This is a genomic window from Paenalicyclobacillus cellulosilyticus, from assembly GCF_014647315.1.
Classification (GTDB): Bacteria; Bacillota; Bacilli; order Alicyclobacillales; family Alicyclobacillaceae; genus Alicyclobacillus_J; species Alicyclobacillus_J cellulosilyticus.
Genome location: NZ_BMOY01000031.1, coordinates 18,231 through 35,893, shown reverse-complemented (window position 1 = coordinate 35,893; position 17,663 = coordinate 18,231). Strand labels below are relative to the sequence as shown.

19 protein-coding genes are annotated in these 17,663 nt (G+C 64.5%); 7 read left to right on the top strand and 12 right to left on the bottom strand.

Annotated elements, in window-relative coordinates; genetic code table 11:
• Positions 1 to 338 precede the first annotated feature (338 nt).
• Positions 339 to 722 (top strand): hypothetical protein, encoded by a 384-nt coding sequence (locus IEX97_RS09820; protein WP_373289434.1) that lies wholly within the window; start codon positions 339 to 341, stop codon positions 720 to 722.
• Positions 723 to 740: 18 nt separating this feature from the next.
• Here IEX97_RS09820 and IEX97_RS09815 read toward each other — a convergent pair whose 3' ends face one another.
• A complete protein-coding gene (locus tag IEX97_RS09815; protein WP_188882709.1) occupies positions 741 to 1,433 on the bottom strand; it encodes a PspA/IM30 family protein in 693 nt (230 codons plus the stop codon).
• Between the two features lie 157 nt (positions 1,434 to 1,590).
• On the opposite strand from IEX97_RS09815, the gene lgt reads away from it, so the two are divergent.
• The gene (lgt, locus tag IEX97_RS09810) at positions 1,591 to 2,379 is read left to right on the top strand and encodes a prolipoprotein diacylglyceryl transferase (RefSeq protein ID WP_188882708.1); all 789 of its coding nucleotides are present in this window, start codon (positions 1,591 to 1,593) and stop codon (positions 2,377 to 2,379) included.
• A 2-nt stretch (positions 2,380 to 2,381) separates the two neighbouring features.
• Here lgt and hisC read toward each other — a convergent pair whose 3' ends face one another.
• From hisC to cax, 3 genes are all read right to left on the bottom strand, one after another.
• Positions 2,382 to 3,476 carry a histidinol-phosphate transaminase gene (hisC, locus tag IEX97_RS09805; RefSeq protein WP_188882707.1) on the bottom strand — a complete coding sequence of 365 codons (1,095 nt, stop codon included), beginning with the start codon at positions 3,474 to 3,476 and terminating at the stop codon, positions 2,382 to 2,384.
• 98 nt (positions 3,477 to 3,574) lie between these two features.
• Positions 3,575 to 4,243 carry a DUF502 domain-containing protein gene (locus IEX97_RS09800; protein WP_188882706.1) on the bottom strand — a complete coding sequence of 223 codons (669 nt, stop codon included), beginning with the start codon at positions 4,241 to 4,243 and terminating at the stop codon, positions 3,575 to 3,577.
• Positions 4,244 to 4,332: 89 nt separating this feature from the next.
• A complete protein-coding gene (cax, locus tag IEX97_RS09795) occupies positions 4,333 to 5,391 on the bottom strand; it encodes a calcium/proton exchanger (RefSeq protein ID WP_229776766.1) in 1,059 nt (352 codons plus the stop codon).
• Between the two features lie 241 nt (positions 5,392 to 5,632).
• Between cax and IEX97_RS09790 the strand changes: the two genes are divergently transcribed.
• Positions 5,633 to 6,124 carry an inorganic diphosphatase gene (locus IEX97_RS09790; RefSeq protein WP_229776764.1) on the top strand — a complete coding sequence of 164 codons (492 nt, stop codon included), beginning with the start codon at positions 5,633 to 5,635 and terminating at the stop codon, positions 6,122 to 6,124.
• 119 nt (positions 6,125 to 6,243) lie between these two features.
• Here IEX97_RS09790 and IEX97_RS09785 read toward each other — a convergent pair whose 3' ends face one another.
• The 3 genes from IEX97_RS09785 to IEX97_RS09775 are packed head-to-tail and all read right to left on the bottom strand — an operon-like array spanning position 6,244 to position 7,661.
• Positions 6,244 to 6,507 (bottom strand): hypothetical protein, encoded by a 264-nt coding sequence (locus IEX97_RS09785; RefSeq protein WP_188882703.1) that lies wholly within the window; start codon positions 6,505 to 6,507, stop codon positions 6,244 to 6,246.
• Positions 6,508 to 6,563: 56 nt separating this feature from the next.
• Positions 6,564 to 6,785, bottom strand: coding sequence for a hypothetical protein (locus IEX97_RS09780; RefSeq protein WP_188882701.1), 222 nt, complete (start codon positions 6,783 to 6,785; stop codon positions 6,564 to 6,566).
• A 24-nt stretch (positions 6,786 to 6,809) separates the two neighbouring features.
• Complete coding sequence (locus tag IEX97_RS09775; protein WP_188882700.1) at positions 6,810 to 7,661, bottom strand: DUF72 domain-containing protein; 852 nt, start codon at positions 7,659 to 7,661, stop codon at positions 6,810 to 6,812.
• A 170-nt stretch (positions 7,662 to 7,831) separates the two neighbouring features.
• Between IEX97_RS09775 and IEX97_RS09770 the strand changes: the two genes are divergently transcribed.
• A complete protein-coding gene (locus IEX97_RS09770) occupies positions 7,832 to 8,050 on the top strand; it encodes a hypothetical protein (protein WP_188882699.1) in 219 nt (72 codons plus the stop codon).
• A gap of 153 nt (positions 8,051 to 8,203) precedes the next feature.
• Positions 8,204 to 9,430 (top strand): LCP family protein, encoded by a 1,227-nt coding sequence (locus IEX97_RS09765; RefSeq protein WP_188882698.1) that lies wholly within the window; start codon positions 8,204 to 8,206, stop codon positions 9,428 to 9,430.
• An 18-nt stretch (positions 9,431 to 9,448) separates the two neighbouring features.
• On the opposite strand, the gene IEX97_RS09760 is transcribed toward IEX97_RS09765, so the two are convergent.
• From IEX97_RS09760 to argJ, 4 genes are all read right to left on the bottom strand, one after another.
• On the bottom strand, positions 9,449 to 9,973 hold the full coding sequence (locus IEX97_RS09760) for a D-glycero-alpha-D-manno-heptose-1,7-bisphosphate 7-phosphatase (protein ID WP_188882697.1): 525 nt from the start codon (positions 9,971 to 9,973) through the stop codon (positions 9,449 to 9,451).
• 118 nt (positions 9,974 to 10,091) lie between these two features.
• Positions 10,092 to 10,544, bottom strand: coding sequence for a MarR family winged helix-turn-helix transcriptional regulator (locus IEX97_RS09755; protein ID WP_188882695.1), 453 nt, complete (start codon positions 10,542 to 10,544; stop codon positions 10,092 to 10,094).
• A gap of 5 nt (positions 10,545 to 10,549) precedes the next feature.
• Entirely contained in the window at positions 10,550 to 10,912 is a 363-nt protein-coding gene (locus IEX97_RS09750; protein ID WP_188882694.1) for a winged helix-turn-helix transcriptional regulator, read from the bottom strand.
• Between the two features lie 417 nt (positions 10,913 to 11,329).
• On the bottom strand, positions 11,330 to 12,553 hold the full coding sequence (gene argJ, locus IEX97_RS09745) for a bifunctional glutamate N-acetyltransferase/amino-acid acetyltransferase ArgJ (protein WP_188882693.1): 1,224 nt from the start codon (positions 12,551 to 12,553) through the stop codon (positions 11,330 to 11,332).
• Positions 12,554 to 12,687: 134 nt separating this feature from the next.
• Between argJ and IEX97_RS09740 the strand changes: the two genes are divergently transcribed.
• Both IEX97_RS09740 and IEX97_RS09735 read left to right on the top strand, forming a co-directional pair.
• Complete coding sequence (locus tag IEX97_RS09740; protein WP_188882691.1) at positions 12,688 to 13,695, top strand: 3D domain-containing protein; 1,008 nt, start codon at positions 12,688 to 12,690, stop codon at positions 13,693 to 13,695.
• A 206-nt stretch (positions 13,696 to 13,901) separates the two neighbouring features.
• Complete coding sequence (locus IEX97_RS09735) at positions 13,902 to 14,384, top strand: zf-HC2 domain-containing protein (RefSeq protein ID WP_188882690.1); 483 nt, start codon at positions 13,902 to 13,904, stop codon at positions 14,382 to 14,384.
• On the opposite strand, the gene IEX97_RS09730 is transcribed toward IEX97_RS09735, so the two are convergent.
• Positions 14,369 to 17,635, bottom strand: a complete 3,267-nt coding sequence (locus tag IEX97_RS09730) for an adenosylcobalamin-dependent ribonucleoside-diphosphate reductase (RefSeq protein ID WP_188882689.1) — start codon at positions 17,633 to 17,635, stop codon at positions 14,369 to 14,371. The two genes, IEX97_RS09735 and IEX97_RS09730, sit on opposite strands and share 16 nt — an antisense overlap.
• Positions 17,636 to 17,663 lie beyond the last annotated feature (28 nt).

Below are 17,663 nucleotides of genomic sequence, written 5' to 3'. Positions count from 1 at the left end.
GGTCAAATAGTTTGATTTTCATATGAGTGATCCACTTCCCCTTGGGTTAGATTTTTTCGTGAGTTGACACGCACCCAGATCCGGAACAGCAAGCGGCTGTTCCTGTGCGCACGTCGCCCGCTGCGCACGGGCATCCGGATACTTCCCCGCAGGGAGGGAAAACTAGTGCTGCACCTCGCGCACGGACGCCTCGGCTGCAGCCGCTCGCCAAGGCGCATCCGCCTCGGCGAACCAAGGCGCATCCGCCTCGGTGCGAGCCAGGGTGCAAACCGGGTTTGAACCTGGAGACGCGGGAACGCACGCTGGTGCGAGCAGCCCGTTGGCAGGATGGAGGGAACATGGTGAGGAAGGACCGGGTACCGGCGACCAACGACAACCCGCGAGACGACCAGCCCGAAAAGGATACTTCCGCCGCCAAGCGCATGCACACGCCCGCACGCGCCGCGTATCGGCCCGGGCCGGTGGATGACGCGAGCGATCTTCCGAATGCCGAATCGGGTTTCGTCCACGTCACCCGCCTGGATCTGATGGTGGAGGAATTCCCGGAAGGCCCGTATGGTGCGGCTGCAGCCAGCAGGCTCGGCAAGTCAACGCCTTGGCAGCCTGGCCAAGCAGCGGTGTCAGCCCACCGCGATCAAAACCCTGTCACCTCCGACCGGACCGTGCCCCTGGACGAAGACCGCCCGGATGGCCCGCCCGGCAGCACGGAAGCGGAAAACTGACCCCAGGCCGCAAAGCCGTCAGAGGCCGAGCTGTTGACGCAGGTCGGCCAAACGCCGCTCCACTTCGTCCTTTGACCTTTCCTCCGTGTCGGCCGGGTCATCTTGACCCTGGCCGGTCGTATCCGGACTGCTCGTGGCACAAGCTCGCTCCGCGACCTCACGATGCGCAGCCGCCTCAGCCTCCAACCGCGCGACCTCCGCCGCGAGCCGCGCGAAGTCCCGGGCCCGCGGATCGATCCCGCTCGCCAAATCGGCGAGCGCCGTGTCCAACCGCGCCGCCTCGGCCCGCGCCGACCACTGAGAAACGGTCTCCCGGTGGCTCAGCAACTCCGTCCGCAGACGCTCCACATCCTGCCGCAACGCGTGCAGGCGCGCCTCGGCCGCCGCAGCCTCATCCGACAAGGTGTGGGCACGTTGCTCCTCCGCCACCGCCTCGGCGACGGCCGCCCGCGCCCGCACCTCGTCGCCAAACGCGAGCGCCGTGGCGGCATCCTGTTGCCGCCGCCTGGCCCGTTCCCGGGCATCATCCGCCATCTGGCGCAAGCGCTGGGCGGTTGCCGCGTACTCCGCACACGCGGCTTCCAGCCGCATCCACTGGGTTTCCCATTGCGCCAATGTCTCCTGCACGCGATCCGCCGCGCCTTCTGCACGCCGGTCCGGTTGTGCACGCCGCATTGCCCACACACTTCGCATGCGGTTCAACCACCCCATCGACGTGTCACCTCCCGCCCGCTCGCCGGCCCGTTCATCCGTCCGCGCTCCGGCCTGCCGGGCCCGGCCCATCTCCATACCGGTGTGCCCAATGATCGGTGTGCCCAGCGGGGCATGATATAATGGATAAGCAATCCAGTCGCAAGGAGGCTTGGCTGTGCACCCGTTTTGGTTTTGGATTGGCCCGTATCCCGTTCGCGCATACAGCACCTTGTTTGCACTCGCGTTCCTGCTCGGGTTGGGCGTCACCCTGTACGTAGCGAAGGCAGAGGGGAAGACCGCCTACGTCCCGCACATCTGGAACCTGGCGCCGCTGCTCCTCCTCGGCGGCTTGATTGGATCACGCTTCTGGCAGGTGTTCTTCTTCTCATGGCCGTATTACGCACAGCACCCTGAAGAAATCCCGGCCATCTGGCACGGCGGGCTCTCCATCCAAGGCGGCGTGGTGGGCGCCGGGTTGGTCGGCCTGTGGTACGCTTGGCGCCACCGTTTGGACATCTTGTCGTTCGCCGACACGTTTGCGCCAGGGCTGCTCTTGGGGCAGAGCATCGGCCGCGACGCCAACCTGCTCAACGGGGACGCGTTTGGCGACCCGACGCACCGCGGGTTCGGCATCGTCTATCCGCCGGGAAGCCTGGCGTTTCAAACGTATGGCGCGCAGCCGCTCTGGCCTGCCGAGGTTTGGGAAGGCCAGGCGGACGTCATTCTGTTTGCGTTGTTGCTCGTCTTGTTACAGCGGCGTTGGCCAGCCGGTTTTTCATTCTTTTATTACCTTTTCACCTACAACGCCGCCCGTTTTGGGCTGGAGATGTTGCGCGGGGATTCCCCGCGCTACCTCCTGCACTGGGATGCGGCACAGTGGACCGCCGCACCGCTCGCGCTCCTTGGCCTCGCCGGCTTCGTGTACATCTTCTGGCAAGACCGGAGGAGAAAGGTGTACCGATGAACTTACCTGCCCACCACCGCCCGCAACGCCTCCGCGCACAGTTCATTTTCCCGGTCTGTCCCGAATGTGATGCGTACATACTCATCCAACCCCGCGAAATTGGTGCGTACCATCACGCCGCGGGCCATCATGGCCTGGGCGGTCGCCCGCCCGTCCCCTGTCCGCACGAGGATAAAGTTGCCTTCCGGTTCCGGCGCTTCCAGACCGAGCGCTTGGCAGACTTCCAGATAGAATCGCTTGCTGCGCAGAGCCAACTCCTGGGAAGCCTGCCGGTGCGCCTCGTCTTGCAACGCGGCCGCAGCGGCCCGCTGCGCCAGCCGATTGACATTGAACGGCTCGCGCACACGGTTCACGAACGACCACAACTCGGCATGGGCCAAGCCGTACCCGACGCGCAGGCCGGCCAACCCGTACAGTTTGGAAAAGGTGTGCAGGATGACGACGCGCGGGTCGTGCAGGAGGCGCTCCCCCATGACCCGTTTCGGGTTGCGAGAATAGTCGTTGTACGCCGCGTCAATCACCAGCACGACGTGTTCCGGCAGCTGCGCCAGCAACCATTCGGCTTCCGCCTGCGTCATCACGGTCCCCGTCGGATTGTTGGGCGAACAACAGAACACAAGTTTCGTGCGCTCGGTGACCGCCGCCGCCAACGCCTCCACGTCATACGTGAATCCTGGCCCGAGCGGAACCAGGCGCGTCTTCGCGCGCATCACGCTTGCCCCGAACGCGTATTGCGAGAACGAAGGGAACGGCATCACCACTTCGTCCTCGGGTTCCAGGAACGTCTCCGCCAGCAGTTTGATCAACTCGTCCGATCCGTTCCCCACCAACACCTGTTCCGGCCGTACACCGTGAAAGCGGGCAATCTCGTCCCGAAGCAAAAAGCTCGCCCCGTCCGGGTAGTGGTGCAACACCTGCAGCTCCTGTTGAATGGCGGCCAACGCCAACGGCGACGGGCCCAGCGCGTTTTCATTCGCGTTGAGCTTCACCACCTCGCTGAGGCCGTAACGGGCTTTCAGTTCATCGTCGGTCAACCCGGGCACATACGGTTCGATGTGCTCGATACCCGCACGCACACGGTAGATGGCAGTCATCATCCCCTCATCCTCCCCCATGGCCAACCCGCGCATCCCGCACAAACCTAGGCGCCGCTTGGCGCGCGTCAGCGTTATTGTAACATATCCGGTACGCGGTCTTATGCCTTCTCTCCGTGCACGGCCTGCGCATGCGCGCCGTGGACCCCCTCGGCCTGCGCGCGCGCGTTTGGTGGCAGCGCGTCATCCAACAGCGAATGTTGGCCCAAACCGGCGGAAAAGGCGAACTTGAACGCTTCCTCCACCGACAGATGGCACGGGTGCACGCGGCAGCGTTCGACGATGGCGGTGACCCCGTTGACTTGAAAGGCGTTGGGAAGATACACCGCCACGCGGGAACCGTCGGGATCGAGCGCGGGGGGCAGGTGTTCATTGGTGACAAAACCGACGAGGCGTGCGCGCTCGTCCGGCCAATCGACCATGACGACGCGCTGGAAGCCGCGCCGCTCGCCCATCACGTTCTGCACCAATTCCTTAAACATGGAGTAGAGAGACTTGACGAACGGGATGCGCGCGAACAGCGCATCCATCATGGTGAGAATGCGCCGGCTCACGTACAGCCGGGTCATGGCTCCGATGAGCGTGGTGACGACGACGACCAACACAAACCCGGTGCCCGGCACGTGGACACCGGTCCACCGTTCGATGAGCGGGCCGAACAGGCCGTCCACCCACTGAAAGATGGCAATCAACACCCAGATGACAAGAAAGAACGGCAGGACCGTCGCGAGACCCACCCCGAAATGCTGCGCGAGCTTTCTGAACATCATACGGTCCCCTCCCAAACGGCGAAGCGGACCGCGCGCCTGCGCACGGGCCGCCCCTTTGCCCGCCGGCTGTTCGCGGCGGTCTTCCTGTTTCAGGCCGGCAGGGTGTAGAAGCCCACCGCCATCACCGCGTACGCGCCGACCGCCATGGCGCCCTCCAACCAGTTCGACTCCCCATCGACCATCAGCACCACGACCAACGCCACCGCGGTGCCCATGCTGACCAACTCAGGCCAGGAGAAGACGAGCGGCATCGGGTGGCCGACCATCAAGCTGACGAAAAACAGCACGGGCGCGACAAACATGGCGACCTGCAGGCTGCTGCCCACCGCGATTTCAAGCGACAGGTCCATCCGGTTTTTCCATGCCATCCACACCGCCGAGGCGTGCTCCGCGGCATTGCCTACAATCGCCACGACCACCACGCCCAAGAACATGTCGCTCCAACCGAACTGGCGGCCGACCACCTCGATGGTCCCCACCAGCCAATCACTCTCCAGGCTGACGAGCACCGTGGTGATCAGCAAGACCAAGACCGCCGGCCACAGCCGCCAGTGGTGGCCAGGATCTTCTTCCTGCTCCGCCTGCTCGATGTATTCGAACACTTCCCGGTGCGTGAACAGCGCGAACAAGAGACCTGAACAATAGATGAGCAGCGACATCACAGCCGTCGCGCCCGACACGGCCATCCCGCCCGCCGCCGGCTGCATGGTGAAGATGGCGGGAATGAGAAACGCCACGCAGATGCCAAGGAGCAGCATCGACGCGTTGCTGCGCGCCGCCCGGATGTTGAAACGCTGAATCGGATGGCGCAGACCGCCGACAAAAAAGCTGATGCCGAGCACAAACAACAGATTGCCGATGACCGATCCGGTGATGGATGCCTTGACCAGATCCGTCAATCCGTCGCGCAATGCGAAGATGCCGATGATGAGTTCCACCGCGTTGCCGAACGTCGCGGATAAAAGTCCGCCAATCCGCGGCCCCGCATGGGCCGCGATGGATTCGGTCGCCCTGCCCATGAAGCCCGCCAAAGGAATGAGTCCCGCGCAGGCGAGGATGAAGACGACCAGCACGGGAGCATGCGCGTAATGTGCAATGCCTCCCGCGATGACCAACAGCGCGGTAAGCGGCCAGACCACCCGGTTCACACCCAGACCTCCTGCATTCGCCCGTTGTCCGCACGCCGGCCTGTGCGCAAACATGTCCCGCGCGCGGGGCAAAAAACCATTCACGTTCCAAGGTATCAGGAAATCCAACGGGCGTCCAGCAGAGCACGGCGGGTTTTGCCATGTCTGTGGTATAATATCCACGAATCGTCATCATCTTCCCAGACGAAGCGCCGTCGAGCGGGGCGCAATCCCCCGCCGGCTCGGCGAAGGAGGGTTTGGCGTGGCAGAGGACAAGCTCACTGTGGAGACGTTCGTGGAGATTCCGAAGGGCAGCGCCAACAAATACGAATTCGACAAGGAAGCGGGCGTGTTTCGCCTCGACAGGGTGCTGTATTCCCCGATGTTTTACCCTGCGGAGTACGGATACATACGGAACACCCTGGCGGACGACGGCGATCCGCTCGATGCCATGGTGCTGACCACCTACCCCACGTTTCCGGGCTGCGTGATCGACACGCGCGTCGTCGGGGTGCTCATCATGTCGGACGAGAAGGGACAGGATGAGAAACTGCTCGGCGTCGCGGAGAACGACCCGCGGTTTGCGCACGTCAAGACGTTGGAGGACGTGCCGCCGCACATTCTGAAGGAAATTGCCCACTTCTTCGAGGTGTACAAAGACCTGGAAGGCAAAGAGACGCGCGTCGAAGGTTGGAAAGGCCGCGACGAAGCAGAACGAATTCTGCGCGAAGCCATTGCCCGTTATGGCAAGTGAAGAGAGCCGGCCGTGCGGTTCAAGACCTCGCGCACGGCCGGACACCCCATGACCTGCGGCGGTCCGCTCTCGCGCCGCACGGCGCTGCAGCGGCGTGAAGATTCATCCGCGCTGTTTTTCTAGGAAAAGAGCGGATAGCCGCGCTTACGCAACACGTATACGGCCCATGCGGCAAGCCCGGCACCGGCGCAACCCACGGCGAACACGATCCATTCCGGCCACACCATCCTGCCGCCGGCCACCGCGAGCAGCCACACTGCCCCCGCTCCGCCCAGGGCCAGCGACAGCCACCAGCGCTTGCTGAACATGTTCACCGCGCACCCGACACCGAAGGTCGCGATGAAGATGAGGACCCCAAACAAAAACCAGTATGCGAAGACCATGGCCGCACCTCACCGAAAGCATCGTGGCAGGATGCGCAACATCCAGCCGTGGCGTCTCAAGACGGCTCTCCCTCGTCATCCCCGCCGCCGGGTCGGGACCAGCGCCGAAACTGACGGACGGCGAACCGGTACGCCAGGACGAGCGCGCAGACGACAACGATGCCCGCGCCCACATACCGGAGACGAGGCATGTGCAACCAATGGGCGAGAAACGCGAACAACTCCCACCCGGCGATGGCGAACGACGCGAACATCCAATTGGGCAACCGGGCCTCCATACCTTCCTCCTCTCCGGCGCCGGCTCACAGGCCGTCAAACAGTCCAAGCTGAACGCCCGCCCGGGATCGGGGTTGCCGCGGAGGCAACCGGAGCAGGTCGAACCAATCGAGGGCGTTGCGCACCGCATAGTTCCCTTGGTTGTTGTTCATCAGGATGTGGACGTCGCGCACCTGTGCGGACCAAGCCAGCACGTGCGGCACGAACGCAGCCAACTCGTCCTTAGTATAAAGGTAATCGAACCGCTGTTGGGAAGAGGAAAGCCCTTTTTTTGCCCATGTCTCCTGGTTACGGCCGTGCAGGCGAAAGACGACGAGGCGGTCGTTCGTCACTACGGGGACGAACGGGACAGAGCCCATCCCCACCTGCGGTTCGTCGCACACGACGTGGATCAGGCCGTGTGCCTGCAACCATCCCGCCGTGCGATCCGCCGCCTCCCCGTCCCACCAGCTGCGGTGGCGGAACTCCACCGCCACAGGGTATGGCGCGAGCCGCGCCGCCGCTTGTTCCACATACGCCCGCGCGCGCTCGCTCTCTGTGAACCAAGGCGGGAACTGCAGCAACACCGCCCCCAACTTGCCCGCCTCAGCCAGCGGATCGACCGCACGGAGAAATGCTTGCCATTCGCGCGCATCCGGTTCGCGGCGTTCATGAAACGTGAGGCTCCGGTATGCCTTCATGTTGAACACGAAGTCGTCGGGCGTCTCCCGCGCCCAACGCCGCACCGTCTCCGGCGCAGGGATGTGGTAATAGCTGCTGTCGATCTCGACCAGCGGGAATATTTGCGCGTAGTACGCCAACCGGTTCCGTGCCGGCAGTCCCGGCGGATAAAACCCTGTGTGGTCGGTCCACGCGCATGTTCCACACAAGATGGCCAACCCAACACCCCCTTACGCCGCGCAGCACGACCTTCCGACCGGTCCAGGGTCCCGATCATCCCGATCGTTCATCCCGCCCGGTCATCCCGCCCCGTGCTGCCACATACGTGCATCCTTCTTCGCTATAATACACCCTGGAACGCAAACTGTCCGAAGTGAGGTGGTTGCGCGTGGCTGCGAACGCACACGCGGTGGTTTGCCCGCACTGCCAGGGGCGGCTGTTCCGGGAGGAGAAAATTGTGCAAATTGACGCCAGCGTCGTCGTCCGGCCTGACCTGCCGGTGCCGGCGCGGACGGTGCAGGAGATGTACCGGTACGTCTGCCTGCAATGCGGCCAGGTGCTGGAACAGACGTGGAGCGGCCGGCACGAGGAAGCGTCCGGGGCATGACCCCGGCGCGTCCGGAAGGCTTGCGCCTGGAACCACGCCGTTTGCCTTCCCCGGCCGCGCGCACCTCGCCCCGGGCCCGGCTCGTACCGCGCGCCGGTCTTTTTTGATAGAATGGTGAAGGATGAAAGCCTGCACAGCCTGGGAGTGAACCGGATGGCGAAACGCCCCGTCAAACCGCCTGCCATCGATCCAATCCAAGCCCGCAAGCGGCAACGGTGGGTATGGGCCGCCCTGCCCGCATGCCTGCTCGTCGCCGGGGGCGGGATGTATTACGTCATGTCGCAACCGCTTTCGGCGATGCCGCCCGGCGTAAACCCGTTTCATCCGTATCCTGAACCGCACGGCCGGACGAACATCTTGCTCATCGGCACCGACACGCGGCCGGGGGAGACGGGCGGGAACACGGACGTGCTCATCGTATGCAGCATCGATAACGCCCACCAGCGGATAGAGCTGTTGTCGATCCCGCGCGACACGCGCGTGCAGTACCCGGACGGCCATTACGACAAGATCAACGCCTCGCTGGACATCGGCGGGCCGAACCTCACCCTGTCGTTGGTGGAACAACTCCTGCAGATGCGCATCGACAGCTACGCCCTCACCCACTTCGGGGGCTTGGTCGATATCATCAACACCATCGGCGGCATCACCATCAACGTGCCCGAGCCGATGCATTACAACACCGGCGACAAGCAGTACGGCATCATTGACCTCAATCCCGGCGTGCAGACGCTGACGGGCGAGCAGGCCCTCGGATTTGTGCGCTTCCGGAACGACCCGCTCGGCGACATCGGACGCACGGAACGGCAGCAGCAGTTTTTGACCGCACTGGCGCACAAGCTGCTGCAACCGCAGAACATCCCGCGGCTGCCCATCCTGGTGCAGGAGTTTTGGCACACCATCGATACGAACATGAGCATGTTGGACATCCTCGGCGTGGCTTATCACGCCGGCCAGTTCAAGCATTACCGCATCATCCACGAAACCCTGCCGGGCTCGTTCGAGACGCTGAACGGGATCAGCTACTGGTTGGTCAACCCGTTGCAGGCCAAGTGGGTGGCGAAACAGTTTTTTGACAAAGGGGTCGTGCAGGCCAACCCCATCCAGACCCCGAGCTACACGGAGACGTGGACCCCGCCGGTGAGCGCGGCAAGCGGCGGTGCGCAAAGCGGGGCGGCGGGCGGCGGAGGTACGCAAAAGGTGACGACCATGAGCGTCCACGTGCGTTCTGGTCCAGGGACCAACTACCCGGTCATCGGTTCGCTCGACGGCGGCACCGTCGTCACGGTCATCCATACCCGCGGCACGTGGGACCAGGTCGCCCTGGCTGACGGCAGAACCGGCTACGTCGCCGCTTGGCTGCTCAAACCGACGGCGTGATCGCCTGCGGCCAGGTGGTCACCGGCCGGCACCGCCGCGCCGGAGGATGAGGCGGACCGCCGCCAACAGGTTGGCTGCCCGGTCATCCGCGGTCGTCGGTCCGCGCCCGACGAAAATGGTGCGCATCCCCATCGCACGCCCGGCCAGGATGTCGGTTTCCCGGTCACCGACCATGTAGCTTTGGGTCACATCGAACGGCCGCCGCCGCCACAGTTCGTACAACAGGCCGGGTCGCGGTTTCCGGCAAGCACAACCGGCGTCCGGTGTGTGGATGCACGCCGCAATCTCGTCGATCACGGCGCCCTCTGCCCTCAATCGTGCGCGCAACGCCTCGTGAACGGCCGCGAGGTCCTCGCGCGTGAGGAAACCCAGTCCGACACCGCCTTGGTTGGTCGCCACCATCACCAACCATCCCGCCTCGTTCAGACGGCGGATCGCTTCCGCGGTCCAGGGAAAGAGCACCAGTTCCTGCGGGGAATGCACATGGATGTGTTCGCGGTTGTCGTTGATGACACCGTCCCTGTCGAGGACGACGGCACGCATGACGCTCCCTCCTTCAGGCTGCCGCCCTGATGACGGGTAGCGTTCGCCAGGCGCAGAGCGGACATGCGCGCAAACCTGATCGCGGTGAACGCAGCGGGGGTGAGGGCAAGCGGTCAGCTCATTCCTCGGCGGGAGGAAGGGACTCCACCGTTTCGACGAGGCGCCGCATGATGCGCAAAAACGCCTCCGTATCGTCCGGGCCCAATTGGTAGAGGACCTCCATCAGGCGCCGCACCTGAACGGAACGAATGTGTTCGAGCCGTTGCCGCCCTTCTTCCGTCAACGACACGTTCACGACGCGGCGGTCATCCGCGGAGCGCTTGCGCTGCACCAAGCGCAGGCGGACCAGTTCGTCGCACACCTGCGTCACCGCGCCCGGGCTCAGCCCGGCGACGCGCGCGATGTCGGACGCCTTGGCACAGCCGACCTTGTCCAAAAAGCGCAAAATGAACACCTGACTCGTCGTGAGCCCAAAGCGGTGCGGTGTGTGACGGATGTGCATCAGGCGCTGCAGCCGCGCCATCAAATCTTCCAGTTGACGCACCTTCTGTTCGAAATCCACGGGATCCACGTCCGTCACTCCCGCGCCGTCTCCGCCACACCGGGAGCCGTCGTTGTATCACTCGCCTCCGCCATCCAGCGGTCTGCCCACTTTTGCACCTCATCCATCACGGCGCGCAGGGACCTTCCTTTCTCCGTCAGTTCGTATTCAATCCGGACCGGTGTATCCGGATACACTTTGCGCACGACAATCCCGGCGGCCTCCAGTTCCTTGAACCGCTTGGCGAGCATGCGATCGCTCAGCCCCGGGATCATATCCGAGACATCCTTGAAGCGTTTCGGGCCATCGAGCAGGGCGCGGATGATGAGGCCGGTCCAGCACTTGCCGAGCAACTGGAACGCTGCTTCAAACTTCGGGCACAGGTGGAGGTCCGCCATGGCCATCATCTCCTCCCCTGTAGCATAACAAAGCGCTGTCGAAAACGTAAGATCAACGGCGCCAGCCAGAGGAATCCCTTCCCCTGGCCAGCGCCGCACGCTCGCCGGGATGCAAGACACGGATCAGTAAGCCGCCGCCGCGCCATACCCCGGTACCAACAGGAAGAACAGCACGAAGATGATCAGAAACACCACAGCCCAACGCGTGTAGCCGCCGAAGACGCCGTAGAACATCGCTTTCTCCCTCCTTTGCTGCCGGAATCAGTCCCACTGTATGTCCGGCAACCGCGGAAGGATTCGGTGAATCGCCCACAGCAAAGCCTTTTTTGCCGCGACTTCGGCTGGAAAGGCGCGCATCCCGGCAGGGCTCACCCGGCCTGCCACCTGCCCGGAGCGCCGCGGAGGGCGGGCCGGAGCTCACGTTCGATACTGGCCGTTGATGCGCACGTACTCATAGCTGAGATCGCATCCCCATGCGGTCGCGGAAGCATCTCCGTCGCCCAAGGTCACCAGGATGGCGATGTCCCGTGCCGCCAACACCTGACGGGCCGCTTCTTCATCAAACCAAACCGGCTCGCCGTGCTCCATCATCACCAGCCGCCCGCCCGCGCTCGCGACGGCAATCCCGAGGTGCCGCGGCTCAAACGCAACCCCGGCGTAACCGAGCGCCGCGACAATCCGCCCCCAGTTGGCGTCTTCCCCGAAAAACGCCGCCTTGACCAGATTGGAGCGAACCACGGCTCTCGCCAATTGCCTGGCTTCGGCGCGCGTGCGCGCACCTTGCACGGTGACGGTCAAAAACTTGGTCGCACCCTCCCCGTCCCGTGCAATCTGTTGCGCCAAGGATTGGTTGACGGCATGCAATGCGGCGAAGAACGCCGCCGCGTCTTTTGTCCCCGGGCGTATTTCGGGACCACCCGCCCGCCCGTTGGCAAGGACGAACACGCAGTCGTTGGTGCTGGTATCTCCGTCCACCGACACCATGTTGTAGGAGTCGGCGACGCTCTCCTGCAACATCGTCTGCAGCACGTTGTGGTCCACCCGCGCGTCGGTCGTCAAAAACGCCAGCATCGTCGCCATGTTCGGATGGATCATGCCGGAACCCTTGGCCATCCCGGCCACGGTGACCACGGTGCCGTCTGACAGTTTTACCTGAGCCGCCGCGCGCTTGGGGACCGTGTCCGTGGTCATGATGGCGTGCGCGGCAGCCAAATCCGCCGCTTCACCGCGCGCAAGACCCGCGCACGTCGCCGCAATCCCCGCGCACACCCGGTCGATAGGCAACAGAACGCCAATGACACCCGTCGAGGCCACCAACACCTCATCCGCGGCGACCCCCAAGGCGCTCGCGACGGCTTCCCCCATCTGAATGGCGTGCGCCAGACCGGTTTCGCCTGTGCACGCATTCGCGTTGCCGCTGTTGACGACGACGGCGCGCACCGGCCGGCCCTTTGCCGCAATCCGCTGCGACCAAACGACCGGCGCGGCTTTGATCACGTTTGTCGTAAAGACGGCCGCCGCTTCCGCCGGCGCCTCGCTCCAGATGACGGCGAGATCGTCACCGTCTTTTTTGATGCCGGCTCGCCCGGCCGCAGCCCAAAAACCGGCCGGACACGTGACGCCCCCTGTGAACACGTCCATCTTGTGGCGCTCCCTTCGACCTGGATTGAAACCCTTGCCTCCGCGAGCATCCTGCGGCAGGACCGACCATACGATGAATGAGAGATGCCATGCGCAGACCGACCTGCAACGATGCCAAGAGGAGAGGTGTTGACGTGCGCATTCGTCGCTTGCAAATCGTGCCGTTGACCACTGCGCTCGCGCTGCTTTCCCCGACCGCAGCCGCCGCAGGCCAAGTGAAACACATCCTCGTGGTGGACGGCGGGAAGAAGCTGGCGTACAAACGCTACTTTCATGGAACGGTCGGGGCGTTTTTGCGCGAGAACCACATCCGCGTCCGCAGCGAAGACCGCGTCCTCCCGCATCCGACCGCTTCCGTCCACGACGGGATGTCCATCGTGATTGAACATCCGAAACACGTGCGCGTCATCGACGGCGGACGTCCGGCAGAGGTGCGCACGTTTGCGCGTACGGTGGGCGACCTGTTCCGCCAGCTGCACCTGCGCCTGCACCCGCTCGACCAGGTCAACACGTCACCCGCCGCCCGAGTGACGGACGGGATGACGATTCAGATTCACCGCATCCAGCGTACCGAGTACCGGCGCACGGAGGCCGTGCCGTACCGGGTGAGAGAGCGGCCCACCGACCAGCTGTACGTGGGTGAGCGGGCGGTGGTGCAAGCCGGACAGGCAGGAGAGATGTCCATCCGCGTCATCACCGTCACGCGGGATGGTACCGTCATCGGGCGCACGGTCATCCGGCGCGTGGTCCGGCAGCCGGTGGACGAGATTGTCGCGGTCGGGACGCGCCAGCGCCCGGCCCCCAAGCCGTGGCATGCGCCCCCCGCCTTGCACTTGACCGCTCGGCAGGGAGGTTCAGCGCCCACGCTGCGCGCGTTCACCGCCGTGGTGACGGCATACGTCGCGGGCGGCCGTACCAGTACCGGCGTCGTGGCGCAACCGGGCGTTGTCGCGGTCGATCCGTCCGTGATCCCGTACGGGACGAAACTGTACGTGCCGGGTTACGGACTGGCCGTAGCCGCCGACACCGGCGGCAGCATCGTCGGCAACCGCCTGGACGTGTGCATGCCCTCGACCTCGGACGCCTTGGCCTGGGGGGTGCGGACGCTCACGGTGTACATTGTCGGCGCCGCCAGCGCGTGATGCTTGGGCGGTTGTCTTCCGCCCCGCGCTTTTTTGAAAAACTTATGGAGAACGATTGATAAACTCATGGAAGCGGCGTTACCCTGAAGGATGGACGGCCGCCATCCGCGTCCGCCATCCGCCTCTGCGGCCGCCATCCGCGTCCGGGTGGCACGTTCCCTGCGGCGGACTGTGCCGTCAACCCTGCGCACGCGAGGAGGTCGACGATGCTGCTGCACCTGCACTTGTGCGGACTGGCCCGTGCCTACGTGTGCGGACAGCTGCATCCCGCAGAGAGGCGCCGCTTCGCCCGCCACCTGGCACGCTGCCCGCGGTGCCGCGCCGAGGTCCGGGAACTTGCGGAACTGGCCGCCTGGGTGGAAGCGGACTTCCGTCTGCGCCCAAACGGATTGCGCCCGAACGGATATGGCCGGACCCCGTCCGCGCCCGGACCGGGCGCGAGGCGGCGGCGCGTTCGCCCGGGTTTCGCCGCCGTCGCCGCGCCGTCGCTCGCGGCATGTCTGCTGGCCGGGCTGTTGTCCGCGCCGCGACCGCTTCAATACGTCACACCGCCGGTCGCACATACACTGCATTGGACGAAGTTGCACCTGCACGTGCTGGCGGCCGATGCCGAGAACCGCATCGACTGGCTGCACCAGCGGCTCGTCCAACATGCCGGGCTCAGCTTCCGGTTTCAACACTTGCTGTAGCCGCACGCCTCACACTCGAAACAGCCGCCGGTCCGGACCAGGGTGTGCTGGTGGCACTGGGGACACCAGTCTTTCACCGACGTGTACGCCCGCAACTCCGATGGCGATGCGGCGCTGGCCGCGTTCTCCCGGCCCAAGACCCATTCGCGGAAGGCGGCTTTGCGCAGCGGAAACGTCTCGGCGTGTTCGATGAGGGATTTCGCGATGGCATCCGGCACCGACGTGATCCGCTGGTCCCCGAATCCGACGGAGCTCGACCCCCCGATGCCGGAGAAGTGACGGACGAGCTCCGCTTCTTTGTTCGGATTGCGTGAATCGCGCAGATACAAGGTGATGGCGCGGCCCAGCGCTTCGTTGGCAGCGTACACGTCGCTGCCCGCTTTACCGATGTTGACGAACACCTCCAGCGCCACGTGTTCCTCCGGATCGTCGTTGATGGTGATGTACGCCTTGCCGAGCGGCGTCTCCTTCCGGTACGTCGCTCCGTACAACACATCGGGACGCCGGCGTTTCACATAGCCTTGGCCGGATGCCGGCCCGGTTGACCGCTGCGCCGCGGCCGCAGCCGCGTTCGCCGCAGCCTCTGCCGCCGCGTTCGCCGACGCAGTTCCAGCCGCCTCGCGGCGCTCCTCCTTGGCCGTGCCGGGGCGGGACGCACCTTCCGCCGCAGCGGCCGCTTGCTTATCCTCCTGCTTCAAAGAGAGCACCTGTTCGGACCGCGAACCGTCGCGGTAAATGGTGATCCCTTTGCAACCCAGCTCGTACGCCAAGTCGTACAAACGGCGCGTGTCCTCCACCGTGTACGAGTTGGGCGCGTTGCACGTCTTTGAGATGGAGCTGTCGATCCACTTTTGCAGCGCCGCCTGCACCCGCACGTGTTCCTCCGGCGTCAGTTCCATGGCGGTGACGAAGTAGTCCGGCAGCGGTTGTCCCGGGTGCGTGGCCCGGTACTCCTCGACAATGGCGGCGTGTTCCTCAAACAACCCCAACCGTGAATTCCGATAGTACGACCAGGCGTAATACGGCTCGCACCCGGTCGAGCAGCCAATCATCGTACCCGTGGTCCCGGTGGGCGCGATGGTCATCGTCGTCACGTTGCGCACGCCGTGCTTGCGGATGGCCTCGACGACGTGCGGCCGTTCCTTGGCCATCTGCTGCATATACCCGGACTGGAGAAACTTCTCCGCATCGAACGCAGGAAACGGCCCGTACTCCTTCGCCAGCTCCACCGATTCCAGATAACACCACTCGGCCATCAGGCCCATCAGCACGTCGATGAACTTGACCGACTCCTCCGACCCATAGCGGATGCCGCAATAGATCAGGAGGTCGTGCAAACCCATGATGCCCAGCCCGACGCGGCGCTCCTGCATCTGATTGCGCCGGTTCTCCTCAAACGGGTAGTACGTCGCGTCGATGACCGCATCCTGGAAGCGCAAGCCGGTGCGCGTGGTCCACTCCAAATCCTCCCACCGGACGTGATGGAGCAGAAACTCCGCCTTTTCCGGATTGAAGTGCTTGCGCAGCCAACCGCGGATGTACGCCTCCTTCTCCGGGTCCGCAAACGCGATCCGCTCCCCGGAATCCGCAAACCCGGCTGCAAACTTGCTCAACACCACCGCGCCCAGATTGCAGATCCCGTAGGCCGGCAGCGGCTGCTCCCCGCACGGATTGGTGGCCACGAGCGGGTTGAAGTACCAGGAGTTGCTCATCCGGTTTGCTCGGCCCAAAAACACGACCCCTGGCTCCGCCGACTTCCACGCCGAGCGCACCAGCTCGTCCCACAGTTCGTCAGCCCGGATGACCTCGGTGGTGACAAACGGCTTGCCTTCCGCGCGCCAGCGCTCAAAGTCCCCGTCGAACGACGCCATCTCTTCTTCAGGGACAAAACCGATCTCCCACGGTTCGCCCTTCGCCTTGGCCTCCATAAAACGTTCGGAGATGCCGACCGAGATGTTGGCGCCGGTGATGACCCCGTCCACCTGCTTGCAGCGGATGAACTTCAGCACGTCGGCGTGCCGGTCGTTCAAGATCAGCATCAGCGCGCCGCGGCGAGAGCCGCCTTGCAGGGTGAGCTGACAGCCGACGCTCATGATCTCGCCGACGCCCACCGGTCCGAACCCGTCGCCGAACACCTGATTCCCCTTGTCGTACAACAACCCCCAGGAGAACGCGCCGGAACTCCGGCCGTTGACACCGCGGACGTAGCTGTAGCGCGGGCGGAGCGAGGAGAGCAGGATGTTGACCCGCTTGCCCTCGTACATCTTCTCCCACATGTCGCCGAGCGTGGCGGCGATGGTGCTGCGTTGGTCACCAGGAACCAGCACCGTGCCGACGAGATCGGACAACACGACGGCCCCGCTCGTGAGAATCCGCTCGTACAGGGCCCGGGCCGAGACCGGTTCCGACCACTGAACAGGCCGCCCGGCGCGGATCCAAGCATCGAGATCGCCATCCCAGAGGTCGTCGTACCCGGGCACGTCCGTCTCCGGGAATCCGAACCGCCACTCTGCGTCCTCCTCGACCGCCCGCATGAACTCGCGGTTGATGCGCACCACTTTTGTGCTGTTCGGGTACTCGGTGGCGAGGAAGTCTTCGAGGTCGGCGTGCCACACGTCGAGCACCAGGTGCAACCAGGTGTTGCGGCGCTCCCGCGAGACCGGAACGATGGTCCCCTGGGGCGGGACGCACGACAGGTTCATGCCGACCCCGCCGCTGCGCGCTTGGATTTCGAGGGTCTGGCCGAAGGAAATCGCGTAATCGCGCATGGTCGGGCCCACGTTCGGAATGACGAAGCAGTTGTAACTCGTGGTCAACATCCCGGTGCCCAACGAGGCGTTGATCCGGCCGCCCGGCACATACCGCCATTTCTTCTGCAGCTCGTAGAACCGCTCCTCCCAGTACGCCGGATTGCGCGTGACCGCCGCCGCACCTTTGGCGATCCGCCGCCACATTTGGCGCGGTGCCGTCTCGAGGAGCACGTCCACCTGTTGGACCGGCAGCCGCTCTCGCGTCCCGTCTTTCAGCTCGACCGTGACGAACCGCCCGTCCTCCTCCAAGGCCACGACCCGCGCCAGTTCATGGTACGCGCGCTTCTTGTCCAACACCGCCACCACGAGCGATCCGACCTGCAGGGACTCCTTGCGGACGTCCTTGAGCAAGTAACGGTCCGCGACAATGCGCTCTCCCGTCGGACCCAGCCAATCGTCTTCGGTAAACGGCAGCATGCTCTGCTCCACCTTCGCGGCCATGCCTGTGCACCCCTTCCGAATCTTCAGC

Coding starts and splice junctions, on each gene's coding strand:
- IEX97_RS09820 (WP_373289434.1), top strand. CDS start 339: ATGGTGAGGAAGGACCGGGTACCGGCGACCAACGACAACCCGCGAGAC.
- IEX97_RS09815 (WP_188882709.1), bottom strand. CDS start 1,433: ATGGGGTGGTTGAACCGCATGCGAAGTGTGTGGGCAATGCGGCGTGCA.
- hisC (WP_188882707.1), bottom strand. CDS start 3,476: ATGATGACTGCCATCTACCGTGTGCGTGCGGGTATCGAGCACATCGAA.
- IEX97_RS09800 (WP_188882706.1), bottom strand. CDS start 4,243: ATGATGTTCAGAAAGCTCGCGCAGCATTTCGGGGTGGGTCTCGCGACG.
- IEX97_RS09785 (WP_188882703.1), bottom strand. CDS start 6,507: ATGGTCTTCGCATACTGGTTTTTGTTTGGGGTCCTCATCTTCATCGCG.
- IEX97_RS09780 (WP_188882701.1), bottom strand. CDS start 6,785: ATGGAGGCCCGGTTGCCCAATTGGATGTTCGCGTCGTTCGCCATCGCC.
- IEX97_RS09765 (WP_188882698.1), top strand. CDS start 8,204: ATGGCGAAACGCCCCGTCAAACCGCCTGCCATCGATCCAATCCAAGCC.
- IEX97_RS09760 (WP_188882697.1), bottom strand. CDS start 9,973: ATGCGTGCCGTCGTCCTCGACAGGGACGGTGTCATCAACGACAACCGC.
- IEX97_RS09750 (WP_188882694.1), bottom strand. CDS start 10,912: ATGGCGGACCTCCACCTGTGCCCGAAGTTTGAAGCAGCGTTCCAGTTG.
- argJ (WP_188882693.1), bottom strand. CDS start 12,553: ATGGACGTGTTCACAGGGGGCGTCACGTGTCCGGCCGGTTTTTGGGCT.
- IEX97_RS09735 (WP_188882690.1), top strand. CDS start 13,902: ATGCTGCTGCACCTGCACTTGTGCGGACTGGCCCGTGCCTACGTGTGC.
- IEX97_RS09730 (WP_188882689.1), bottom strand. CDS start 17,635: ATGGCCGCGAAGGTGGAGCAGAGCATGCTGCCGTTTACCGAAGACGAT.